Annotated in this window: 17 protein-coding genes; all 17 read left to right on the plus strand. The window is 67.1% G+C overall.

Features of this window, described 5'->3' with window-relative positions:
* The first annotated feature begins 229 nt into the window (after positions 1–229).
* The gene (gene rpsB / locus QZ749_RS16180; protein WP_296948923.1) at positions 230–976 is read left to right on the plus strand and encodes a 30S ribosomal protein S2; all 747 of its coding nucleotides are present in this window, start codon (positions 230–232) and stop codon (positions 974–976) included.
* A 140-nt stretch (positions 977–1,116) separates the two neighbouring features.
* Positions 1,117–2,025 carry a translation elongation factor Ts gene (tsf, locus tag QZ749_RS16185; RefSeq protein WP_296948925.1) on the plus strand — a complete coding sequence of 303 codons (909 nt, stop codon included), beginning with the start codon at positions 1,117–1,119 and terminating at the stop codon, positions 2,023–2,025.
* A 209-nt stretch (positions 2,026–2,234) separates the two neighbouring features.
* Positions 2,235–2,951, plus strand: coding sequence for a UMP kinase (gene pyrH, locus QZ749_RS16190; RefSeq protein WP_296948927.1), 717 nt, complete (start codon positions 2,235–2,237; stop codon positions 2,949–2,951).
* 26 nt (positions 2,952–2,977) lie between these two features.
* Entirely contained in the window at positions 2,978–3,538 is a 561-nt protein-coding gene (frr, locus tag QZ749_RS16195) for a ribosome recycling factor (protein WP_296948928.1), read from the plus strand.
* A 145-nt stretch (positions 3,539–3,683) separates the two neighbouring features.
* Positions 3,684–4,436, plus strand: coding sequence for a polyprenyl diphosphate synthase (uppS, locus tag QZ749_RS16200; RefSeq protein WP_296948929.1), 753 nt, complete (start codon positions 3,684–3,686; stop codon positions 4,434–4,436).
* Positions 4,437–4,442: 6 nt separating this feature from the next.
* Positions 4,443–5,270 carry a phosphatidate cytidylyltransferase gene (locus QZ749_RS16205; RefSeq protein ID WP_296948931.1) on the plus strand — a complete coding sequence of 276 codons (828 nt, stop codon included), beginning with the start codon at positions 4,443–4,445 and terminating at the stop codon, positions 5,268–5,270.
* Positions 5,271–5,337: 67 nt separating this feature from the next.
* Positions 5,338–6,516: a 1-deoxy-D-xylulose-5-phosphate reductoisomerase gene (gene ispC / locus QZ749_RS16210; RefSeq protein ID WP_296948932.1), complete on the plus strand. Its 1,179-nt coding sequence runs from the start codon at positions 5,338–5,340 to the stop codon at positions 6,514–6,516.
* Position 6,517: 1 nt separating this feature from the next.
* On the plus strand, positions 6,518–7,858 hold the full coding sequence (gene rseP / locus QZ749_RS16215; RefSeq protein WP_296948933.1) for an RIP metalloprotease RseP: 1,341 nt from the start codon (positions 6,518–6,520) through the stop codon (positions 7,856–7,858).
* Positions 7,859–7,955: 97 nt separating this feature from the next.
* On the plus strand, positions 7,956–10,292 hold the full coding sequence (gene bamA / locus QZ749_RS16220; protein ID WP_296948935.1) for an outer membrane protein assembly factor BamA: 2,337 nt from the start codon (positions 7,956–7,958) through the stop codon (positions 10,290–10,292).
* 16 nt (positions 10,293–10,308) lie between these two features.
* Positions 10,309–10,848, plus strand: coding sequence for an OmpH family outer membrane protein (locus QZ749_RS16225; RefSeq protein WP_296948937.1), 540 nt, complete (start codon positions 10,309–10,311; stop codon positions 10,846–10,848).
* 78 nt (positions 10,849–10,926) lie between these two features.
* Positions 10,927–11,985: a UDP-3-O-(3-hydroxymyristoyl)glucosamine N-acyltransferase gene (gene lpxD, locus QZ749_RS16230; protein ID WP_296948938.1), complete on the plus strand. Its 1,059-nt coding sequence runs from the start codon at positions 10,927–10,929 to the stop codon at positions 11,983–11,985.
* Positions 11,982–12,476 carry a 3-hydroxyacyl-ACP dehydratase FabZ gene (gene fabZ, locus QZ749_RS16235; RefSeq protein WP_296948939.1) on the plus strand — a complete coding sequence of 165 codons (495 nt, stop codon included), beginning with the start codon at positions 11,982–11,984 and terminating at the stop codon, positions 12,474–12,476. The genes lpxD and fabZ overlap by 4 nt, the downstream gene beginning before the upstream one ends.
* Positions 12,476–13,264 carry an acyl-ACP--UDP-N-acetylglucosamine O-acyltransferase gene (lpxA, locus tag QZ749_RS16240; protein ID WP_296948940.1) on the plus strand — a complete coding sequence of 263 codons (789 nt, stop codon included), beginning with the start codon at positions 12,476–12,478 and terminating at the stop codon, positions 13,262–13,264. Before fabZ ends, lpxA begins: the two co-directional genes overlap by 1 nt.
* Complete coding sequence (gene lpxB, locus QZ749_RS16245; RefSeq protein WP_373896827.1) at positions 13,248–14,444, plus strand: lipid-A-disaccharide synthase; 1,197 nt, start codon at positions 13,248–13,250, stop codon at positions 14,442–14,444. Before lpxA ends, lpxB begins: the two co-directional genes overlap by 17 nt.
* Position 14,445: 1 nt before the next feature.
* Positions 14,446–15,108, plus strand: coding sequence for a ribonuclease HII (gene rnhB / locus QZ749_RS16250; RefSeq protein ID WP_296948941.1), 663 nt, complete (start codon positions 14,446–14,448; stop codon positions 15,106–15,108).
* Positions 15,105–15,893 carry an RNA methyltransferase gene (locus tag QZ749_RS16255; protein ID WP_296948942.1) on the plus strand — a complete coding sequence of 263 codons (789 nt, stop codon included), beginning with the start codon at positions 15,105–15,107 and terminating at the stop codon, positions 15,891–15,893. Before rnhB ends, QZ749_RS16255 begins: the two co-directional genes overlap by 4 nt.
* Before the next feature lie 51 nt (positions 15,894–15,944).
* Positions 15,945–17,150 carry an EAL domain-containing protein gene (locus QZ749_RS16260; RefSeq protein ID WP_296948944.1) on the plus strand — a complete coding sequence of 402 codons (1,206 nt, stop codon included), beginning with the start codon at positions 15,945–15,947 and terminating at the stop codon, positions 17,148–17,150.
* Positions 17,151–17,458 lie beyond the last annotated feature (308 nt).

Consider the following 17,458-nt stretch of genomic DNA (forward strand, 5'->3'; position numbering starts at 1 on the left):
GCGGCAGGCCCCGGCCGGGCCGCCCGCGCGGATCGCGCCCGTGACCGGGCGCCGCCGTGTGCACGCTTGATATCGCGCACGAATCCCGCTAGAATCTCGGGTTGCTCGTGTTCGTATCGAGCAATGTTGTAAAAAAGCCTTTTTTATCAAATCGCGAATGCGGCCGACAAGGGTGCCCGACCATCGGGTGTACCGGCCGTCGTTCAAGAATTCAACCCTGGAGAATCAAATGTCTGTCACTATGCGCGAAATGCTGGAAGCCGGTGTTCACTTCGGCCACCAGACCCGTTTCTGGAACCCGAAAATGGCCCCGTTCATCTTCGGTCATCGCAACAAGATCCACATCATCAACCTGGAAAAAACCATGGCGATGTACCAGGATGCGATGAAGACCATCAAGCAGATCGCCGCCAACCGCGGCACCATCCTGATGGTCGGCACCAAGCGCCAGGCCCGCGACATCATCGCCGCCGAAGCGCAGCGCGCCGGCGTGCCGTACGTCGACCAGCGCTGGCTGGGCGGCATGCTGACCAACTTCAAGACCATCAAGACCTCGATCAAGCGCCTGAAGGACATGGAAGCGCAGATCGAATCGGGCGAGATCGAGAAGCTGTCGAAGAAAGAAGCGCTGATGTTCTCGCGCGAACTGATCAAGCTGCAGAAGTCGATCGGCGGCATCAAGGACCTGGGCGGCGTGCCGGACGCGATCTTCGTCGTCGACGTCGGCTACCACAAGGGCGCCATCACCGAAGCCGGCAAGCTGGGCATCCCGGTCATCGGCGTGGTCGACACCAACCACTCGCCGGAAGGCGTGACCCACGTGATCCCGGGTAACGACGACTCGTCGAAGGCCATCACCCTGTACGCACGCGGCGTCGCCGATGCGATCCTGGAAGGCCGTGCCAACGCCACCAACGAAGTCGTCGAAATGGTCAAGTCGGCCGACGATTTCGTCGAAGTCAGCGAGCAGGCTTAATGCATTGACGGCGGGCGCTCGCCCGCCGGCCGAGGGAAGGGGCGCCGGGCGCCCCTTTTTTCAAGCGGATTCAGCAGATTTCCCGCGGACGGCGGCGCTCCCGCCGGCCCACTCTCAGATCACATATTAGGAGAACACAAATGGCAGCGATTACTGCAGCGATGGTTGGCGAACTGCGCGCCAAGACCGATGCCCCGATGATGGAGTGCAAGAAGGCACTGAACGAAGCCGAAGGCGACATGGCACGTGCCGAAGAGATCCTGCGCGTCAAGCTGGGCGGCAAGGCATCGAAGGCCTCGTCGCGCGTCACCGCCGAAGGCGTGGTGTCGGCTTACATCAACGGCAACATCGGCGCGCTGGTCGAAATCAATAGCGAAACCGACTTCGTCGCCAAGAACGACGACTTCCTGGCCATGGCCAACCTGGCCGCCAAGCTGGTCGCCGAGCAGAACCCGGCCGACGTCGCCGCCCTGGCCGCCCTGCCGGTCGACGGCAAGACCTTCGACGACATCCGCACCGGCCTGATCGGCAAGATCGGCGAGAACATGACCGTGCGCCGCTTCCAGCGCTTCGAAACCACCGGCAAGCTGGCATCGTACCTGCACGGCGCCCGCATCGGCGTGATCGTCGAGTACGAAGGCGCGGACGAGCAGGTCGGCAAGGACGTCGCGATGCACATCGCCGCGATGAAGCCGGTTGCCCTGTCGTCGGAACAAGTTCCGGCCGAACTGATCGAGAAAGAGCGTTCGGTCGCCCAGCTGAAGGCCCAGGAAGACGCCGACAAGGCCGTCGCCGAAGGCAAGCAGCCGCAATCGGCCGAGATCGTCGCCAAGCGTATCGACGGTTCGGTGCAGAAGTACCTGAAGGAAGTCTCGCTGTTCAACCAGGCGTTCGTCAAGAACGACAAGCAGAGCATCGAGCAGATGCTGAAGGCCGCCAATGCCACCGTGAAATCGTTCACGATGTACGTCGTCGGCGAAGGCATCGAGAAGAAGGTCGACGACTTCGCAGCCGAAGTCGCAGCACAGATGGCTGCTGCCAAGCAGTAATCAGAAAGACGGGCCGCAAGGCCCGTTTTTACAACGGGGATACCTCCCGCGGGCGCGCACCCGGTGCGCGCCGAAACGTTACAGAACGTAAGCGTTCGGTGCGCACGGGGTGCGCACCCTACAATAGGCGTGCTGGACGCGGCGCCCGGGAGCGTTCCCCGGGCGGCCGGAACCGGATTCGAAACACATTCACATTAGGAGCCCCATTCATGACAAAACCAGCCTACCAACGAGTCCTCCTCAAACTGTCTGGCGAAGCGCTGATGGGTGACGACCAGTTCGGCATCAACCGCGCCACCATCGAGCGCATGGTCGCGGACGTGGCGGAGGTGTCGAAGCTGGGTGTGGAGCTGGCGGTCGTGATCGGCGGCGGCAACATCTTCCGCGGCGTCGCCCCGGGCGCGCAGGGCATGGACCGCGCGACGGCGGACTACATGGGCATGCTGGCCACGGTCATGAACGCGCTGGCGCTGGCCGACGCGATGCGCCAGCAGGGCATCACCGCCCGCGTGATGTCGGCGATCGGCATCGAGCAGGTCGTCGAACCCTATGTGCGTCCGAAGGCGCTGCAGTACCTGGAAGAGGGCAAGGTCGTCGTGTTCGCCGCCGGCACCGGCAACCCCTTCTTCACCACCGATACCGCCGCCGCGCTGCGCGGTTCGGAAATCTCGGCCGAGATCGTCCTGAAGGCCACCAAGGTCGACGGCGTCTACACCGCCGACCCGAAGAAGGATCCGCACGCGACCCGCTACGAATCGATCTCGTTCGACGAGGCGATCGCCAAGCACCTGCAGGTGATGGACGCCACCGCGTTCGCCCTGTGCCGGGACCAGAAGCTGCCGATCAAGGTGTTCTCCATCGTCAAGCCGGGCGCGCTCAAGCGCGTGATCATGGGCGAAGACGAGGGTACACTGGTACACGTTTAATATCATTTGAAACACAGGAGAGCAGCATGTCTGTAGCTGACGTCAAGAAAAATGCCCAGGACAAGATGGCGAAGTCCATCGAGACCCTGCGCGCCAACCTGGCCAAGGTCCGCACCGGCCGCGCCCACGTTGGCATCCTCGATTCCGTGATGGTGGAATACTACGGTTCGCCGACCCAGCTGTCGCAGGTCGCCAACCTGACCCTGATCGACGCCCGCACGATCGGTGTCCAGCCCTACGAGAAGAAGATGCTGAACACCATCGAGAAGGCGATCCGCGATGCCGACCTGGGCCTGAACCCGTCCTCGTTCGGCGAGATGATCCGCGTGCCGACCCCGCCGCTGACCGAAGAGCGCCGCAAGGAAATGGTCAAGCTGTGCAAGTCGGAAGCCGAGGACGCCAAGATCGCCGTGCGCAACGTGCGCCGCGACGGCAACGAGCAGCTCAAGAAGCTCGTCAAGGACAAGGCCATCTCGGAAGACGACGAGCGCCGCGCCGTCGACGACATCCAGAAGATGACCGACAAGGCCGTCGTCGACATCGACAAGCTGGTCGCCGAGAAAGAGAAGGAAGTGATGACGGTGTGACGCGACATGCCCGGTTCCGCCGGGAAGCGTCATGGAAGGGCGGACCGGCCTCGGCCGGTCCGCTCCCGTTGTTTTTGCGGTAAGCTGTCGCCGCACCCGCGTCGCCGATCCGGAATCCCCCGGTCGGCCGCTTCTGGCCAGATTTATGATTTTCAAAAGTTCGACCACCGCCGTGCCCGACACCCCCGTCGTGCCGCGCCACATCGCCATCATCATGGACGGCAACGGCCGCTGGGCCACCAAGCGCCTGCTGCCCCGCGTCGCCGGCCACGTCAAGGGCGTGGACGCCGTGCGCAAGATCGTCGAAGCCTGCGTGGAGCGCGGCGTCGCGTACCTGACGCTGTTCGCCTTTTCGTCGGAAAACTGGCGCCGTCCCGCCGACGAAGTGTCCTACCTGATGGGCCTGTTCGTGACCGCGCTCGAGCGCGAAGTCGCGAAGATGCACGCAAATAACATCCGCCTGAAAGTGGTGGGCGACCTGAGCCGTTTCGACCCGAAGCTGCAGGACATGATCGCCGCCGCCGAACGCCGCACCGCCGGCAATACCCGCCTGACCGTCACCGTGTGCGCCAACTATGGCGGCCGCTGGGATATCATGCAGGCGACCGGGAAGATGGTCGCCGCCAATCCGGGGACGACCGACTTCACCGAGGAGATGCTGGCGCCGCACCTGGCGATGGCCTACGCGCCGGAGCCGGACCTGTTCATCCGTACCGGCGGCGAGGAACGCATCTCGAATTTCCTGCTGTGGCAGCTCGCGTATTCCGAGCTGTACTTCACCGACACCTTCTGGCCGGACTTTTCGCCCGCCTCGCTCGACACGGCGATCGCGTCCTACCAGAGCCGGGAACGCCGCTTCGGCCGCACCGGCGAGCAGATCGCAGATAAGGCCAAGTAAACAACGATGCTCAAGACCCGCGTCATCACCGCCGTCGTGCTGCTGGCAGTCCTGCTGCCCATCCTTTATTTCAACAACTTCACGGCGTTCGCGGTGGTGGCCACGGTCTTCTTCGGCGCCGCCATCTGGGAATGCTTCCGCCTGTTCAATCCAGGCACCCAGAACGCCCACATCATCGCGCTGCTGTGGACGGCGGCCTTCGCCGTCGCCCTGTTCACCGACCGCATCAATACGTCGTTCTGGGCCGCGCTCAGCCTGGCCCTGTGGATCGCCCGCTTCGCGCCCTCGCTCAAGACCGGGCTGCCGCCGCTGGGCACGCCCACGAATACGCTGCTGAGCCTGGTCTACGGCTTCGCCGTGGTCGGCTGCTTCGCCGCCATCGTCGAACTGTATTCCTATTCGCCGCTGTTCCTGCTGTCGGTGCTGGCGATCGTCTGGGTGGCCGACATCGGCGCCTATTTCGCCGGCAAGGCCTTCGGCAAGCGCAAGCTCGCACCGTCCATTTCGCCGGGTAAATCCTGGGAAGGCGCGATCGGCGGCGGCATCGCCGTGCTGGTGCTGGGCGCCCTGAGCGTCGCGTTCGGCGGCCCGGCGCTGGCGAACACCTTCGCGGTGCGCGTCCAGCACAGCTACGGCTGGGGCGTGCTGCTGCTCGTGCTCGCCGTCATGGTCGCCGCCAGCATCGTCGGCGACCTGTTCGAATCCCAGCTCAAGCGCCGCGCCGGCATGAAGGACAGCAGCAACCTGCTGCCCGGCCATGGCGGCGTGCTCGACCGGATCGATGCCCTGATCCCGGTACTTCCGCTGGCCGCCCTGATCGGCTCGCGGCTCTAAGCGTCCCCCGGGCATGGCCGCGCCCGCGTCCGCCGTGCCCGGCCATCCAGAAACAGAGGAACGTTTCATGCAACGCATCACCATCCTGGGCGCCACCGGTTCGATCGGCGCCTCGACCCTCGACGTGCTCGCGCGTCACCCCGACAAATACCGCGTCCACGCCCTCAGCGCCCACGCGCGCGTCGAGGAACTGGCCGCGCAATGCCGCCAGTTCCGCCCGCAGCGCGCCGTCGTCGGCACGGCGGAAGCGGCCGCGCGCCTGCGCGGCCTGCTGGCCGGCCTGCCGGTCGACGTCGACCATGGCGAGGCGGCCCTGTGCGACATCGCGTCCAGCGCCGAGACCGACACCGTGATGGCGGCGATCGTCGGCGCCGCCGGCCTGGCCCCGACGCTGGCCGCCGCCCGCGCCGGCAAGAAAGTGCTGCTGGCGAACAAGGAAGCGCTGGTGATGTCCGGCCAGCTGTTCATGGACGCCGTGCGCGAGCACAAGGCCACGCTGCTGCCGATCGACAGCGAGCACAACGCCATCTTCCAGTCGCTGCCGGCGCACTACGCGCGCGACCCGGACGCCGCCGGCGTGGCGAAGATCCTGCTGACGGCGTCCGGCGGCCCGTTCCTGCACCGCGCCGTCGATACCCTGGGCGACGTGACGCCGGAGGAAGCCTGCAAGCATCCGAACTGGTCGATGGGCCGCAAGATCTCGGTCGACTCCGCCACGATGATGAACAAGGGCCTGGAAGTGATCGAGGCCCACTGGCTGTTCGGCGCGCCGCCCGAGCGCATCGAGGTGCTGATCCATCCGCAGAGCGTGATCCATTCGATGGTGTCGTACACCGACGGTTCCGTGCTGGCCCAGCTCGGCAATCCCGACATGCGCACGCCGATCGCGCACGCGCTGGCCTACCCGCAGCGCATCGCGTCCGGCGTCGCCCAGCTCGACCTGACGCAATGGGCGGCGCTGCAGTTCCAGCATCCCGACTTCGACCGCTTCCCCTGCCTGGCGCTGGCCTTCGACGCGCTGCGCGCGGGCGGCACCGCGCCGGCGCTGCTGAACGCGGCGAACGAAGTCGCGGTCCAAGCTTTCCTCGACCGCCGCATCGGCTTTCGCGACATCGACCGCGTCGTGCGCCGGGTGATGGACGAGAATCCCTGCGGCGCGGCGTCCGGCATCGACGCCGTGCTGGCCCAGGACGCGTGCGCCCGCGACGCGGCGGGGCGCATCGTGAGCGGGTTGCAGGGAGCCTGACATGACATTCCTGACGACCGTGCTGGCCTTCGTGCTGGCGCTCGGCCCGTTGATCGTGTTCCACGAACTGGGCCACTACTGGGTGGCGCGCCTGTGCGGCGTGAAGGTGCTGCGCTTCTCCGTCGGCATGGGCCGCGTGGTGTGGTCGCGCCGCTTCGGTCCCGACCAGACCGAGTGGGCGATCTCGGCGCTGCCGCTGGGCGGCTACGTCAAGATGCTCGATGCGCGCGACCCGAGCACCGCGCCCACCGACGACAAGGACCTGGCGCGCGAATTCACCCGCCAGAGCGTGTGGAAGCGCATCGCCATCGTCGCCGCGGGTCCGCTCGCCAACTTCCTCCTGGCCATCGTCGTCACGGCGCTGGTCTACATGGGCGGCAAGGACGAACCGGGCACGCGCCTGCGCGGCATGGCCGAGACGTCGGTCGTCTACCAGGCCGGCGTGCGCGGCGGCGATGCCGTCACCGCGGTGAACGGCCGCCCGGTGCAGGCCTGGACCGAGCTGCGCTGGGAAATCGTGCGCGCCGCCCTCGACAAGCGCGGCGCCGAACTGGCGCTGCGCGCGGCGGACGGCTCGACCTACCGCGCCGTGCTCCCGCAGGACAAGGTGGCGGCGCTGGACGTCGACGGCGACGTGATGGGCGCGCTGGGCATGCAGATGTGGCGCCCGCGGCCGACCGTCGACAAGGTGCTGGCGGACGGCGCGGCCGCGCGCGCGGGCCTGCAGGCCGGCGACCTGGTGACGGGCATCGACGGCAAGCCGGTCGCCGACGGCGTCGCCTTCATCGAGGCGGTGCGCGGCGCGGCCGGGCGCACGCTGCAGCTGCAGGTGGAACGCGCGGGCGCGCCGCTGGCGCTGGCGCTGACGCCCGAGCGCGATCCCGCGTCGGGACGCGGCGTCGTCAAGCTGATGGTGGCGCAGATGCCCGAGATGGTGACCGTGCAGACCGGCCCGCTCGAGGCGCTGGGCCGCGGCGCCCAGCGCACCTGGGAGACCGCCACGATGACGCTCAAGATGATCGGCAAGATGATCGTGGGCGAGGTCTCGCTGAAGAACGTGACCGGGCCGATCACCATCGCGGACGTGGCCGGGCAGACCGCCAGGGCGGGCGCGCAGCCCTTCCTGGAGTTCATCGCCTTCATCAGTATCAGCCTGGGTGTAATGAATCTGTTACCAATTCCCGTTCTGGATGGTGGCCATTTGCTGTATTATTCGCTGGAAGTTTTGACCGGGCGCCCCGTGTCAGCGCGGATCGGCGAGATCGCGCAGCGCGCCGGGGTAGGCCTGCTGTTCATGCTGATGGCGCTCGCCGTCTTCAACGACCTGGTGCGGCTGCTTTGAACGAGGACTTCGGCCACGGAGTCCCCGTCACGGCGGCATAAGCGCGGGCGAAGAACACGAAACGTTGTCCAATGACTGACCGAATTTGAAACAACCGATGAAATTACAACCTGATCGCTTTGCCCTGCCGTTCACCTCCCGCAGCCTGATCGGCGCGGCCGTGCTGGCGCTGTGCGCCGGCCATGCCAGCGCCGTCGCGCCCTTCGTCGTGAAGGACATCCGGGTCGAAGGCATCCAGCGTACCGAGGCGGGCACGGTGTTCAGCTACCTGCCGGTGCGCGTGGGCGAGACGTTCGACGACGACAAGGGCACCGCCGCGATCAAGGCACTGTACGCGACCGGCTTCTTCAAGGACGTGCGCCTGGAAGAGGAAAACGGCGTGCTGGTGGTGCTGGTCGAGGAACGCCCGGCGATCGCCGCGGTGGACTTCACGGGCACCAAGGAATTCGAGAAGGACATGCTGGTCAAGGCGCTGAAGGAAATCGGCGTCGGCGAGACCAAGATCTTCGACAAGGCATCGGTCGACCGCGCCGAGCAGGAACTCAAGCGCCAGTACCTGTCGCACGGCCTGTACGGCGTCAAGATCACCACCACCATCACCCCGATCGAGCGCAATCGCGTGAACGTCATGTTCAACGTCGACGAAGGCGACGTCGCCAAGATCAAGGGCATCAACATCATCGGCAACAAGGCGTTCTCCGACAAGGAACTGCGCGGGCTGCTGCAGTTGAACACCTCGGGCTGGTTCACCTGGTACTCGAAGGCCGACCAGTACTCGAAGCAGAAGCTGACCGGCGACCTGGAGACCATCAAGTCGTGGTACCTGAACCATGGCTACCTCGAGGTCAACGTGGAATCGACCCAGGTGTCGATCACCCCGGACAAGAAGGACATCTACCTCACCATCAACATCACCGAAGGCGAGAAGTACACCGTCTCGGGCATCAAGATGGAAGGCGAGATGTTCGGCCGCGAGGCGGAGCTCAAGAGCCTGGTGCTGCTGCGCCCGGGCGAGACCTTCTCCGGCGACCTGCAGGAAGCGTCGAACAAGCGCATCGCCGACCGCCTGGCGAGCTTCGGCTACGCCTTCGCCAACGTCACGGCCAACCCGGAAATCGACCGCGAGAAGCGCCAGGTGGCGTTCACCTTCCTGGTCGACCCGGGCAAGCGCGCCTACGTGCGCCACATGACCATCTCGGGCAACACCATCACCCGCGACGAAGTCATCCGCCGCGAATTCCGCCAGTTCGAGAGCTCGTGGTACGACCCGAACCGCGTGAAGCTGTCGCGCGACCGCGTCGACCGCCTCGGCTACTTCAAGGACGTGACCGTCGAGACGCCGGAAGCCCAGGGCACCTCCGACCAGGTCGACGTGAACATCGCCGTCGTCGAGAAGCCGACCGGTAACTTCATGATCGGCGGCGCGTTCTCGCAGGCGGAAAAGTTCACGTTCACCGCCTCGGTCACGCAGGCCAACTTCGCCGGCTCGGGCAATACCGTCGGCATCGAACTGAACACCAGCAAGTACAACCGCACGATCTCGTTCGCGCAGACCAACCCGTACTTCACCGACGAAGGCATCTCGCGCGCGTTCCAGCTGTACCTGCGCACCTCGCGTCCGCCGGCGATCAACATCGGTTCGTACACCGTGCGCCAGATCGGCGGCAACCTGACGTTCGGCGTGCCGTTCTCGGAAATCGACACCGTCTACTTCGGTACCGGCCTGGAACGCACCCAGCTCGAGACCGACGAGAGCTCGCCGACGCTGTACAAGCAGTTCGTGATCCAGAACGGCGGCCCGGCCTCCGGCGTGGGCACCGCGCGCACCAATTCGATCCCGTTCACCGTGGCCTGGGGCCGCGACTCGCGCGACAGCGCGATCACCCCGACCCGCGGCCGCTACCAGCGCGCCAACCTCGAGATCGACCTGCTGGGCGACGCCAAGTACTACCGCGCGATCTACGAACACCAGTGGTACCGTCCGCTCACGCGCTGGATGACGCTGGCGCTGAAGGGCGAGCTGGACTACGGCCATGGCCTGGGCGGTCACAGCTACCCGGTGTTCAAGAACTTCTACGGCGGCGGCATCGGCTCGGTGCGCGGCTACGAGAGTTCCTCGCTGGGCATCGTCGACCCGTACACCTACGACGCCCTGGGCGGCTCCAAGCGCATCATCGGCAACGCCGAGCTGCAGTTCCCGTTCCCGGGCAGCGGCCAGGACCGTTCGCTGCGCTGGTTCACCTTCGCCGACGCCGGCCAGATCTACCAGGAAACCCAGAAGATCCGTCCGTCCGAGCTGCGTACGTCGGCCGGTATCGGCCTGTCGTGGATTTCGCCGGTGGGTCCGCTGAAGTTGAGTTATGCTAAGCCCCTGAATGCCAAGCCGGGCGACCGCCTGGAACGCTTCCAGTTCCAGATGGGTACCGGCTTCTGATTAAGGAATGCGGAGAATGATGTTGAAAAATGCGATTGCCTCGTTGCCGGCCAAGTTGAGCACGGCCCTGGTGCTGGCGGCCGTCTGCGCCGGCGTGATGGCGCAGGCGCATGCGCAGCAAGCAACGACCGGCCGGATCGGCTTCGTGTACACCGAGCGCCTGATGAGCGAATCCCGGCTCGCCAAGCAGGCCGACGAAAAGATCCAGGCCGAATTCTCCAAGCGCCAGGCCCAGGTCGACGACATGATCAAGCGCTACAAGTCGAACCGCGAAAAGTTCGACGGCGATGCGCCCAAGCTGAACGACATCGAGCGCACGCGCCGCACGCGCGAGCTGCTCGACATGGAAAAGGACGTCCAGCGCATGCAGCGCGAGTTCAACGAGGATCTCATCCAGCGCAAGAACGAGGAACGCTCGGCGATCGCCCAGCGCGCCTACAAGCTGATCGAGCAGGTCGCCGAACAGGAACACCTCGACGTCGTGCTGCAGGAATCCATCTGGACCAACCCGCGCATCGACATCACCGACAAGATCCTCAAGCTGCTCGACAAGTAAGGCGTCGCGCCGTGCATCCCGCAAGACGCCGGCCTGCGTGGCCGGCAGTTTTTTTACCACTTTGACTGGACGACCAAGATGGCCACTCGACTGGGTGATTTGGTCGAACGCTTCGGCGGACAGCTGGTCGGCGACCCGAACCTCGAGGTTCAGGGCATCGCCCCGCTGGACAGCGCCGACGCTTCGCACATCAGCTTTCTGAGCAACAGCAAACTGCGCGCGCTCGCCGCGCAGAGCAGGGCGGCGGCGCTGATCGTCGCCCCGCTGGACGACGCGACCGTCGCCGCCACCTACGAGGGCGCGCGCATCGTCACCACCAACCCCTATGCCTACTTCGCGCGCGCGGCCCAGTACTTCGCCGCGCTCGAGGAAACGCCGCCGGCGCCGGGCATTCACCCGAGCGCGGTGGTGCACGACGGCGCCATCGTCGATCCGACCGCGCACGTCGGCCCGCACGCGACCATCGAGGCCGGCGCCGTCGTCGGCGCGCACGCGGTGATCGGCGCCGGCTGCTTCGTCGGCCGCGAGGCCGAGATCGGCGAGCACACGCAGCTGTTCCCCAACGTGACCTTCCACGCGCGCTGCAGGATCGGCAAGCGCGGCATCCTGCACTCGGGCGCCGTGATCGGCACCGACGGCTTCGGCTTCGCGCGCGAGAACGGCGTCTACATCAAGATCCCGCAGACCGGGCGCGTGCTGCTGGGCGACGACGTCGACATCGGCGCCAACACGACCGTGGACCGCGGCGCCATGGCCGACACCGTCATCGAGGACGGCGTCAAGCTCGACAACCAGATCCAGATCGGCCACAACTGCCACATCGGCGCCAACACGGCCATGGCCGGCTGCGTCGGCGTGGCGGGCAGCGCGAAGATCGGCAAGAATTGCACCTTCGGCGGCGCCGCCATGGTGCTCGGCCACCTGGAAATCGCGGACAATGTCCATATCTCCTCGGGCAGCATGGTGTCGCGCTCCGTGCTGGAGCCGGGGCAGTACACCGGCTTCTATCCGCTGGCCAAGAACGCCGAGTGGGAAAAGAGCGCGGCCATCGTGCGCAACCTGGCCTCGATGCGCGAGAAGATCCGCGTACTGGAAAAACAGATCAAGAACCTGACCGAACCGACAGAACAACAATGACGACTGAAGCAAACACCGCATCGAAGATCCTGGGCATCAAGGAGATCAAGGAATACCTGCCGCACCGCTACCCGTTGCTGCTGGTGGACCGCGTGGTCGACTACGAACTGGGCAAGACCATCACCGCGATCAAGAACGTGACCGTCAACGAAGAATTCTTCAACGGCCACTTCCCGCACCAGCCGGTGATGCCGGGCGTGCTGATGATCGAGGCGCTGGCGCAGACCGCCGCGATCCTGTCCTTCATGACCATGAACGTCAAGCCGGACGAGAACTCGGTCGTGTACTTCGTGGGCATCGACAACGCGCGCTTCAAGCGCCCGGTCGGCCCCGGCGACCAGCTGAAGATGGACGTCGAGATCCTGCGCACCTCGCGCGGCATCTGGAAGTACAAGGCGCAGGCCAGCGTCGACGGCAAGGTCGCCGTCGAGGCCGAACTGATGTGCACGATCCGGGCCAGCGAACCGGCCAGCGGCGGCGCGGGGCAGTGATGAGCAAGATCCACGCGACCGCGATCGTCGACCCGAAGGCCGAGCTGGACAGCTCGGTCGAGGTCGGCCCGTACTCGATCGTCGGACCGAACGTGCGCATCGGCGCCGGCACCGTCGTCGGCCCGCACGTGGTGCTCGAGGGCCACACGACGATCGGCCGCGACAACCGCATCTTCCAGTTCTCCTCGCTGGGCGCGGCGCCGCAGGACAAGAAGTGGGCGGGCGAGCCGACCCGCCTGGAAATCGGCGACCGCAACACCATCCGCGAATTCTGCACCTTCAACCTCGGCACCGTGCAGGACGCCGGCGTGACGCGCCTGGGCGACGACAACTGGATGTCGGCCTACACCCACCTGGCGCACGACTGCCAGGTCGGCAGCAACACGATCTTCTCGAACAACGCCCAGCTGGCCGGCCACGTCCACGTGGGCGACTGGGCGATCCTGTCGGGCTACTGCGGCGTGCACCAGTTCTGCAAGATCGGCGCCCACGCCTTCGTCGGCATGTACACCAGCCTGACCCAGGACGTGCCGCCGTTCGTGCTCGTCTCGGGCAACCCGGCGGCCGCGCACGGCGTCAACATCGAGGGCATGAAGCGCCGCGGCTTCTCGCGCGAGCAGATCAACGCCGTCCGCGCCGCCTACAAGACCCTGTACCGCTCCGGCCTGACGCTGGAGGAAGCCAAGGCCAGGCTGGCGCAGGAAGAAGCGGCGGGCGGCGAAGGCGCGGCGCACGTGGGCGCCCTGCGCGCATTCCTCGACACCACCAGCCGTGGCATCGTCCGCTGATACACGGCAGGACGCGACGCCGGCACCGCCCCCGGCGGGGGCCACCACCCTGGCCCTCGTCGCCGGCGAAGTCTCGGGCGACCTGCTGGCCGCCCGCCTGATGGCCGGACTCCAGCCGCACCTGCCCGGCGCGCGCTTCACCGGCATCGGCGGACCGCGCATGCTGGAGCAGGGCCTGGTCTCGGACGTGCCGATGGACACGCTCACGGTGCGCGGCCTGCTGCCCGTGCTGCTGCGCTACCGCGAGCTCAAGGGCATCCAGGACCGCCTGCGCGACCGCCTGCTGGTCGAGCGCCCGGCCGCCTTCATCGGCGCCGACTACCCGGGCTTCAACCTGGGCCTGGAGGAGCAGCTGCGCGCCGCCGGCATCCCGACCGTGCACTTCATCGGGCCGCAGGTCTGGGCCTGGCGCGGCGGCCGGATCAAGAAGATCCAGCGCGCCGTCTCGCACATGCTGGTGGTGTTCCCGTTCGAGCAGGCGATCTACGAACGCGCCGGCGTGCCGGTGACGTACATCGGCCATCCGCTGGCCGAGACGATCCCCCTGGCGCCGGACGTCGGCGCGGCGCGGCGCGCGCTCGGCCTGCCGGAGGACGCGAAGGTCGTCACCGTGATGCCGGGCAGCCGCATGTCGGAGATCAAGTACCTGACCGAGCCCTACCTGCGCACGGTGCGCCTGCTGGCCGCGCGCGACCCGGCGCTGCGCTTCGTCGCGCCGATGGCGGGCGAGCGCCAGAAGGCGGCGTTCCGGGCGGTCGCCGCGAAGGCGGGCCTGCAGGACGTGCCCCTGGTGCTGGTGGACGGCCAGTCGCACGACTGCATCGCCGCCGCCGACGCCGTGCTGGCCGCGTCGGGCACGGCGACGCTGGAAGTGGCGCTGTTCAAGAAGCCGATGGTCATCGCCTACAAGGTGCTGGCGGCCGAATGGATGATCATCCGCCACATGGGCTACCTGCCGTGGATCGGGCTCCCGAACATCCTGGCGCGCGAGTCCGTCGTGCCGGAATTCCTGCAGGACGCGGCCACGCCGCACGCGCTGGCGGACGCCCTGTGGTTCCAGCTGACGGACGAGACCAACCGCAAGCGCCTCGTGCAGCGCTTCACGGACATGCATCACGACCTGCTGCGCGACAGCGCGCAACTGAGCGCGCAAGCCGTGCTGCAGGTGATCGGTAAATGAGATGAGAAAAAAGACGTTCGATTTCTATCCCGGCCTGGCGCCGAAGAACCGCCCGTTCACGCTGGACGACGTCGTCTGCGGCGTGGACGAGGCCGGGCGCGGCCCGCTGGCCGGCCCGGTGTTCGCGGCCGCCGTCATCCTCGATCCGGCGCGCCCGATCGCGGGCCTGCGCGACTCGAAGAAGCTGACCGGGGCGCGCCGCGACGAGCTCGCACCGATCATCCGCGCGCAGGCGCTGGCCTGGGCCATCGCCGAGTGCTCGCACGACGAGATCGACACGCTGAACATCCTGCAGGCGACCATGCTGGCGATGCGCCGCGCCGTCGAGGCGCTGGCGACCGTGCCGACCATCGCGCTGATCGACGGCAACCGCTGCCCGCCACTGGCCGCGGCCATCCGCGCGCACGCGGTGGTGGAAGGCGACGACAAGGTGCATGCCATCTCGGCCGCGTCGATCCTGGCCAAGACGGCGCGCGACGCCGCCCTGGTGCAGCTGCACGCCCAGTATCCGCAGTACGCGTTCGACCAGCACAAGGGCTACGGCACCGCGCTGCACCTGGCGCGCCTGCGCGAGCACGGCCCGTGCCCGGTGCACCGGCGCAGCTTCGCCCCGGTGCGCGCGCTGGTCGCGCAGCCCGACCTGTTCGCGGAGCAGCCGGCATGAAGACGATCACCTCGCGCGACAACGCCTTCTACAAGGAACTCAAGCACCTGGCCGGCAGCGCGCAGGCGCTGCGCCGTGCCGGCAAGGCGCTGCTGGACGGCGTGCACCTGTGCCAGAGCTGGCTCGACCTGAAGGGCCAGCCGCAGCACTGCATCGTGTCGGAGGGCGCGCTCGCCAATCCGGAAGTGGCCGCCATCGTCGGCCGCGTGCAAGCGGAGACGATCGTCCTGCCGGACGCGCTGTTCGGCGCGCTCAGCCAGGTCGAGCACGGCGTGCACGTCCTGTTCCTGGTCGACACGCCGCGTCCCGCGCGCGCGCCCGCGCTGGTGGAATCGGCGGTGCTGCTGGACGGCGTCCAGGACCCCGGCAACGCCGGCTCGATCCTGCGCAGCGCCGGCGCGGCCGGCATCCGCCAGGTGTATTGCAGCCCCGGCACGGCGTCGATCTGGTCGCCCAAGGTGCTGCGCGCGGCGATGGGCGCCCACTTCGTGCTGGACGTGTTCGAGCAGGCCGACCTGGCGGCGCTGGTACGTGCGGCCCGGGTGCCGGTGCTGGCGACCAGCGGCTACGCGGCCGAGCGCATCCACGACGTCGACCTGGCCCGGCCGGTGGCCTGGGTGCTGGGCCACGAAGGGCAGGGCGTGTCGCGCGAACTGCTCGACCTGGCCACCCACCGCGTCGCGATCCCGCACGCGGGCGCGGTCGAGTCGCTCAACGTGGCCGCTTGCGCCGCCGTCTGCTTCTTCGAACAGCTCCGGCAACAACAGGCCAGCCGTCCGGCATAGACGCCGTCCCGTTCCCGGGTTACTCTTCGGGCTAGCAATGATGGAGTCGTGATGGATACCGCCCAGGTGCAGCATTTACATTTTCTCGTGGCCGAGGCCGAACCGGTGCAGCGCCGCGCGCTCATCGAGGCGCTGGGCCACGTCGGCGCCACCCGGGTGACCGACGTGCCGGACGGCCCGACCGCCCTGCGCACCCTGCAGGCGGGCTTCACGCCGAAGGTCGACGTCGCCGTCATCGACCTGGCGCTGGGCGGCATGGACGGGCTGGAACTGCTGCGGGCGATCGCGGCGCTGCAGTCCGGCGTGCGCCTGATCGTGGTCGGCAACCAGCCGGCCAGCGTGCTGTTTTCCGTCGAGACGCTGGCGCAGGCCCATGGCGTCGACCTGCTGGGCACGGTCGCCAAGCCGGTCACCAGCGCCAAGCTCAAGGTCCTGCTCGACAACTACCAGCCGCCGGCGCCGGCGCGCCCGCGCGCGCCCACGCCCAGCTTCAACTTCGCCGAGGTGGGCGTGGGCCTGCAGAAGCGCCAGTTCGAACCGTATTTCCAGCCCAAGATCGAGCTGGCCACCGGCCAGGTCAAGGGCCTGGAGGTGTTCGCGCGCTGGCGCCATCCGGAACACGGGGTGCTGGGCCCGGGCGCCTTCATCGACGCGCTGGAGCAGAACGGCCGCGTCGACTTCCTCGACTGGACCATGATCGAATCGTCGGTCGAGCGCTGCCGCCGCTTCCAGGACCAGGGCATCCCGGTCCCGATCTCGCTGAACCTCGACCCGGCCACGCTGGCGCATCCGAACTTCATCCGCCAGGTGTCGTCGTGCATGCAGCGCCACGGGGTGCTGCCGGACTACCTGACGTTCGAGATGACCGAATCCTCGATCCTCGACTTCGACGCCGACTTCATCGAGCGCCTGGTGCGCCTGCGCATGATGGGCTTCGGCCTGGCGATCGACGACTACGGCACCGGCCGTTCCAACCTGCAGCTGCTGGCGCGCATCCCGTTCTCGGAACTCAAGATCGACCGCTCCTTCGTCGACGGCGCCTCCAAGAAGCGCCCGCTGGGCACGGTGCTGAAATCGTGCCTGGGCCTGGCGCACAGCCTGGACCGCATGTCGGTGGCGGTGGGCGTCGAGACGCGCCAGGACTGGGACTTCCTGCAGGCACTGGGGTGCACGTACGCGCAGGGCTACCACATCGCCAATCCGATGGCGGCGGACGCGTTTCCGGGGTGGCTGGAGGACTGGCAGCAGTTCTTTTGAGGCTGGTGCGAGGGGTCAGAGCCCGGTTTTTCCTTTGGGGCTCTGACCCCGGTTTTGGCCTGCGGCAGGGAAGGACCGGGTCTGGTTGCGCGGCTGAACACCGGGGTCAGCGCCCAAGCGCAAAACCTGGCGCTGCCCCCTGCGTAGGGTGCGCTCCCCGAGCGCACCAGCGCCAGGCGTGCTAGGGTCTGTCTGACTGAGTTGAACCAAGCAAGGTTTAGCCGGTCAGACGGCGATGAGCCGAACTGACCTAACTGAACAGCAATGGCGGCAATTGGAACCACATTTGCCGTCCAACCCACACCATG

The organism is uncultured Massilia sp. (assembly GCF_913773735.1).
Classification (GTDB): domain Bacteria; phylum Pseudomonadota; class Gammaproteobacteria; order Burkholderiales; family Burkholderiaceae_D; genus Telluria.

What these genes read in the sequence shown, in the direction of transcription:
- rpsB (WP_296948923.1), top strand. Translation starts at nt 230, where the DNA reads ATGTCTGTCACTATGCGCGAAATGCTGGAAGCCGGTGTTCACTTCGGC.
- tsf (WP_296948925.1), top strand. Translation starts at nt 1,117, where the DNA reads ATGGCAGCGATTACTGCAGCGATGGTTGGCGAACTGCGCGCCAAGACC.
- pyrH (WP_296948927.1), top strand. Translation starts at nt 2,235, where the DNA reads ATGACAAAACCAGCCTACCAACGAGTCCTCCTCAAACTGTCTGGCGAA.
- frr (WP_296948928.1), top strand. Translation starts at nt 2,978, where the DNA reads ATGTCTGTAGCTGACGTCAAGAAAAATGCCCAGGACAAGATGGCGAAG.
- uppS (WP_296948929.1), top strand. Translation starts at nt 3,684, where the DNA reads ATGATTTTCAAAAGTTCGACCACCGCCGTGCCCGACACCCCCGTCGTG.
- QZ749_RS16205 (WP_296948931.1), top strand. Translation starts at nt 4,443, where the DNA reads ATGCTCAAGACCCGCGTCATCACCGCCGTCGTGCTGCTGGCAGTCCTG.
- ispC (WP_296948932.1), top strand. Translation starts at nt 5,338, where the DNA reads ATGCAACGCATCACCATCCTGGGCGCCACCGGTTCGATCGGCGCCTCG.
- rseP (WP_296948933.1), top strand. Translation starts at nt 6,518, where the DNA reads ATGACATTCCTGACGACCGTGCTGGCCTTCGTGCTGGCGCTCGGCCCG.
- bamA (WP_296948935.1), top strand. Translation starts at nt 7,956, where the DNA reads ATGAAATTACAACCTGATCGCTTTGCCCTGCCGTTCACCTCCCGCAGC.
- QZ749_RS16225 (WP_296948937.1), top strand. Translation starts at nt 10,309, where the DNA reads ATGATGTTGAAAAATGCGATTGCCTCGTTGCCGGCCAAGTTGAGCACG.
- lpxD (WP_296948938.1), top strand. Translation starts at nt 10,927, where the DNA reads ATGGCCACTCGACTGGGTGATTTGGTCGAACGCTTCGGCGGACAGCTG.
- fabZ (WP_296948939.1), top strand. Translation starts at nt 11,982, where the DNA reads ATGACGACTGAAGCAAACACCGCATCGAAGATCCTGGGCATCAAGGAG.
- lpxA (WP_296948940.1), top strand. Translation starts at nt 12,476, where the DNA reads ATGAGCAAGATCCACGCGACCGCGATCGTCGACCCGAAGGCCGAGCTG.
- rnhB (WP_296948941.1), top strand. Translation starts at nt 14,446, where the DNA reads ATGAGAAAAAAGACGTTCGATTTCTATCCCGGCCTGGCGCCGAAGAAC.
- QZ749_RS16255 (WP_296948942.1), top strand. Translation starts at nt 15,105, where the DNA reads ATGAAGACGATCACCTCGCGCGACAACGCCTTCTACAAGGAACTCAAG.
- QZ749_RS16260 (WP_296948944.1), top strand. Translation starts at nt 15,945, where the DNA reads ATGGATACCGCCCAGGTGCAGCATTTACATTTTCTCGTGGCCGAGGCC.